Annotated in this window: 3 protein-coding genes and 2 pseudogenes; 2 read left to right on the top strand and 3 right to left on the bottom strand. The window is 77.0% G+C overall.

The features are described 5' to 3' along the window. Both Acit_RS12530 and Acit_RS12525 read right to left on the bottom strand, forming a co-directional pair. Positions 1-380, bottom strand: a pseudogene (locus Acit_RS12530) (hypothetical protein); the annotation flags it as partial. A gap of 120 nt (positions 381-500) precedes the next feature. Continuing rightward, positions 501-944 carry a hypothetical protein gene (locus Acit_RS12525; RefSeq protein ID WP_248109387.1) on the bottom strand — a complete coding sequence of 148 codons (444 nt, stop codon included), beginning with the start codon at positions 942-944 and terminating at the stop codon, positions 501-503. A 182-nt stretch (positions 945-1,126) separates the two neighbouring features. Here Acit_RS12525 and Acit_RS12520 point away from each other — a divergent pair, with 182 nt between their 5' ends. Further along, on the top strand, positions 1,127-2,296 hold the full coding sequence (locus tag Acit_RS12520) for a CaiB/BaiF CoA transferase family protein (protein WP_248109386.1): 1,170 nt from the start codon (positions 1,127-1,129) through the stop codon (positions 2,294-2,296). Here Acit_RS12520 and mtnA read toward each other — a convergent pair. After that, complete coding sequence (gene mtnA / locus Acit_RS12515) at positions 2,293-3,315, bottom strand: S-methyl-5-thioribose-1-phosphate isomerase (RefSeq protein ID WP_248109385.1); 1,023 nt, start codon at positions 3,313-3,315, stop codon at positions 2,293-2,295. The genes Acit_RS12520 and mtnA overlap by 4 nt on opposite strands. A gap of 59 nt (positions 3,316-3,374) precedes the next feature. Between mtnA and Acit_RS12510 the strand changes: the two are divergent. Further along, positions 3,375-3,722: pseudogene (locus Acit_RS12510) on the top strand (hypothetical protein); the annotation flags it as partial.

Here is a 3,722-nt window from a genome sequence, read left to right as displayed (position 1 = left end):
GGGACCGGCGGGTCCTCGACCAGCTCGCCGCCGCCGTCCTCGGGGACCGGTTCCGGGTCTAGCGGGTCCTCGACTGGCTCGGGCGGCTGGAGCCCGCCCACCAGCCCCACCTCCCCCCCGCCGCAGGCCCCCTCCTCGGGAGGCTCGACCAACACCCCGCCGCCCTCCTCGTCCACCAGCTCGGGGTCCTCGGGTGACACCCCCAGCTCGCCGCCGCCCTCCTCGGGGACCGGCAGTTCCAGCAGCACCCCGCCGTCTTCGGGGGCCGGGTCGAGCCCCTCTTCGGGCACCGGGTCGGGCGGGGCCAGCACCAGCACCCCGCTGGGGGTGTTCAAGCTGACCTCGGTGTCGCCCAACCGGGTGGCAACGACGGGCGGCACCGAGGTCCAGGTGCTGGGCGAGGCGATCCCCGCCGACGCCGGGCTGCTGTTCAACGGGCAGACGGCCCTCGACGTGCAGGTGAACGCCCCCTACTCGATCGCCGGCATCGCCCCGCCGGGTCAGGCGGGGCCGGCCACGGTCTCGGTGGTCGCGCCCAACGGGGAGAGCGACGCCTGGAGCGGGGCGGTGACGTACGTGGCCCCCTCCTCGCCCCCCGGCGCGGGCTCCAGCGGGTCCTCGACCTCCTCGGGATCCACCGGCGGCTCCACCAGCACGTCACCCTCATCGGGGACCAGTTCTGGTGGCACCGGGTCGGGGTCCTCCTCGAGCACCGGTGGCGCCACGAGCTCGCCGCCGCCCTCTTCGGGGACCGGCGGGTCCTCGACCAGTACCCCGCCCTCCTCGGGCACCGGGTCGGGCGGGACCAGCCAGTCCCCGTCGTCGGGGACCGGCTCTGATGGCACCGGGTCGGGGTCCTCCTCGTCCTCGGGTTCGGGATCCACGGGGTCCGACGCGTGGTCGCAGTACTTGCAGCTCGGACAGACCGGGGCGGCGGGGGGCAACGACGCCAGCCAGCTGATGCCCTACCTTTACCCGCTGGCCTCCAGCCCGAGCGGGGTGGCGGTCTAGCCGGCGGTCGCTCCATCCCGGTGGGCCCTTGCGGGCTTCGCCAGTTGGTGAATGGCACGCCCCAGACGAGGGCTGGGGCCCTTGGTGAGGTACGGTCGGCCAGGGAGGAGTCGGCGTGGGGGTCCTGACCGGGTTGCGGGTGGTGGAGGCGGGCCTCTTGGTCCAGGCGCCGCAGGCGGCGGCGACGATGGTGGCGTGGGGGGCCGAGGTGGTGAAGGTGGAGCTGCCGGGCTTCGGGGACCAGGCCCGCTGGATCGTGCCGGAGCCGGGGAGCACCCGGGCGCCGTTCTTCGAGGCCTGCAACCGGGGGAAGCGGAGCCTGACCCTGGACCTGCGGCGGCCGGAGGGCCAGGCGGTGTTCCGCCGGCTGGCCGGCTGGGCGGACGTGGTGCTCTCGAACTTCGCGCCGGGCACGATGGCCTCGTGGGGCCTGGACGGGGCGTCGCTGCTGGCGCTGAACCCGCGGCTGGTGGTGGCCGAGGGCTCGGCGTTCGGCGCGGCGGGCCCGGAGGGCCGCCGGGCGGGCACGGACCTGAGCGGCCAGGCGGCGGGGGGCCTGGCGGCGGCCTGCGGGGACGGTCGGGTGCCCCGGCCGGTGCCGGTCACGATCGCCGATCACCTGGCCTCCCAGGGGCTGCTCAGCGGGGTGCTGGCCGCGCTGTGGGCCCGGGAGCGGACCGGACGGGGCCAGGTGGTGACGACGTCGCTCCTCGGGAGCGTCCTGTGGGCCCAGGCGAGCGAGCTGACCGCGGTGGCGGCGAGCGGCACCGAGGCTCGCACGTCGACCCTCGGCCATCCGCTCGTCCCGGCCGTCTACGGCTGCTTCCCGACCGCGGACGGCTGGCTGGCCCTGAGCGGGGTGGTGGGGCGGCTCCGGCAGGTGCTCTTCGAAGCCCTCGGGGTAGGGTGGCTCGGGGAGGCCCACCCCTCGCCGGTCCTCTTCGAGGAGGAGAAGCGGAAGGTCTTCGCCGTGCTGGCCGAGGCCCTGGCGGCGCGGCCGACCGCAGAGTGGGTGGCGGTTCTTGGCGAGAAGGGCGTGCCGTGCGCGGCGGTCCGCAGTCCCCGGGAGGTCCTGGAGGATCCCCAGGCGTGGGCCAACGGCTACCTCCAGCGGGACCCGCGAAGCGGCGAGCCGGTGGTGGCCCCGCCGGTCGGCTTCAGCGACGCGCCGCTCGGCCCCTTGGGTGCGGCGCCGGCCCTCGGGGCGCACAGCGACGAGGTGCTCCAAGAACTCGGGTACGGCCCGGCCGAGGTGGCCGCCCTGCGGGACGCCGGGGTGGTCTAGCCGGGCCCCGTCGGGCTGGGGGCGCCGGCCAGGCCGGCCAGGCTGGCCGAGTAGGGGGGCCGGTGGACGCCCGCCTCGGTGACGATGGCGGTCACGAGCTCGGCCGGGGTGACGTCGAAGGCCGGGTTGTAGGCGGGGACCCCCTCGGGTGCGAGGCGCCGGCCGGCGAGCTCGGTGACCTCCTCGGGGGCGCGCTGCTCGATGGGGATGGCCGACCCGGTCGGGCAGCCGAGGTCGACGGTGAGGCTCGGGGCGGCCACGTAGAAGGGGACCCCGTGGTGGTGGGCGAGGACCGCCAGGTCGTAGGTGCCGACCTTGTTCGCCACGTCGCCGTTCGCGGCGATGCGGTCGGCCCCGACGAGGCAGCAGTCGACCTGGCCGGCGGCGAACAGGGAGGCGGCGGCCCCGTCGACGAGCACGGTGGCCGGGATGCCGAGCTGCTGGAGCTCCCAGGCGGTGATGCGGCTGCCCTGGAGCAGGGGCCGGGTCTCGCGGACCCAGACGTGCACGGTGGCGCCGGCCTCGGCCGCGGCGCGGACGACCCCGAGGGCGGTGCCGTAGCCGCCGCAGGCCAGGGCCCCGGCGTGGCAGTGGGTCAGGACCCGGGCCGAGGGCAGCAGGAGGCCGGCCCCGTTGGCCCCGAGGCGGCGGTGGCGGGCCAGGTCCTCGGCGAGGAACCGGTGGGCGGCCTCGAGGGGGTCGGGGGCCCCGAGGGCGTGCTCCACCCCGAGGCGGAGGTTGACCGCGGTCGGGCGGGTGGCCAGGAGCAGCCGGGCGGCGGCGTCGGGGTCCTGGCCGGTGCGCTCGGCCAGGGCGATGCCGTAGGCGCCGGCGACCCCAAGCGCCGGGGCCCCTCGGACCGCGAGGCCCGAGATGGCCGAGCAGAGCTCCTCGACGCTCCGGATCCGCAGGATCCGGGTGGCCTCGGGCAGGGCCCGCTGGTCGAGCAGCAGCACGGCGGGTCCTTCGTCGTCCCAGGCGACGGCGGCCGGGAGCCGGGGGTCGAGCGGCGGCACCATGCGGGCATTCTGGCCGCCCGGGGTTTGCCCAGGTGGGACGCTCGGGTCAATCTGGGGCCGTGGAGGCGTCGTCGGGGGACCGGTCGGCGGCGGGGCCCGGTCGGCTCCGGCCGGGGGACCTGGGCCGGGCACTGGTCGTCGTGCTGGTCTTCGTCCGCTGCCTGCTCGGGGGGCTGCTGTCGTGGTCGGCCCGGCGGGTCCGCCGCTGGCGGGGCGAGCAGCGGCCGGCCCTCAAGGTGGCCGTCGCCGAGGGCGTGGTGGACGCGTTCGTGGCCCTCGGGCCGACCTTCGTGAAGGTCGGCCAGCTCGTGGCCTCGGCCCCGGGGGTCTTCCCGGCGCCCCTGGCCCAGGCGGCCGAGCGCTGCTTGGACGCCGTGCCGCCGTTCCCGACGGCGCTGGCCCGGCGG

The organism is Aciditerrimonas ferrireducens, from assembly GCF_023130475.1.
GTDB classification, from domain to species: Bacteria; Actinomycetota; Acidimicrobiia; order Acidimicrobiales; family UBA8190; genus Aciditerrimonas; species Aciditerrimonas ferrireducens.
The sequence above is the reverse complement of the archived record's forward strand: the minus strand, read 5'-3'. Positions and strand labels throughout refer to the sequence as shown.

Coding starts and splice junctions, on each gene's coding strand:
- mtnA (WP_248109385.1), bottom strand. CDS start 3,315: ATGGTGCCGCCGCTCGACCCCCGGCTCCCGGCCGCCGTCGCCTGGGAC.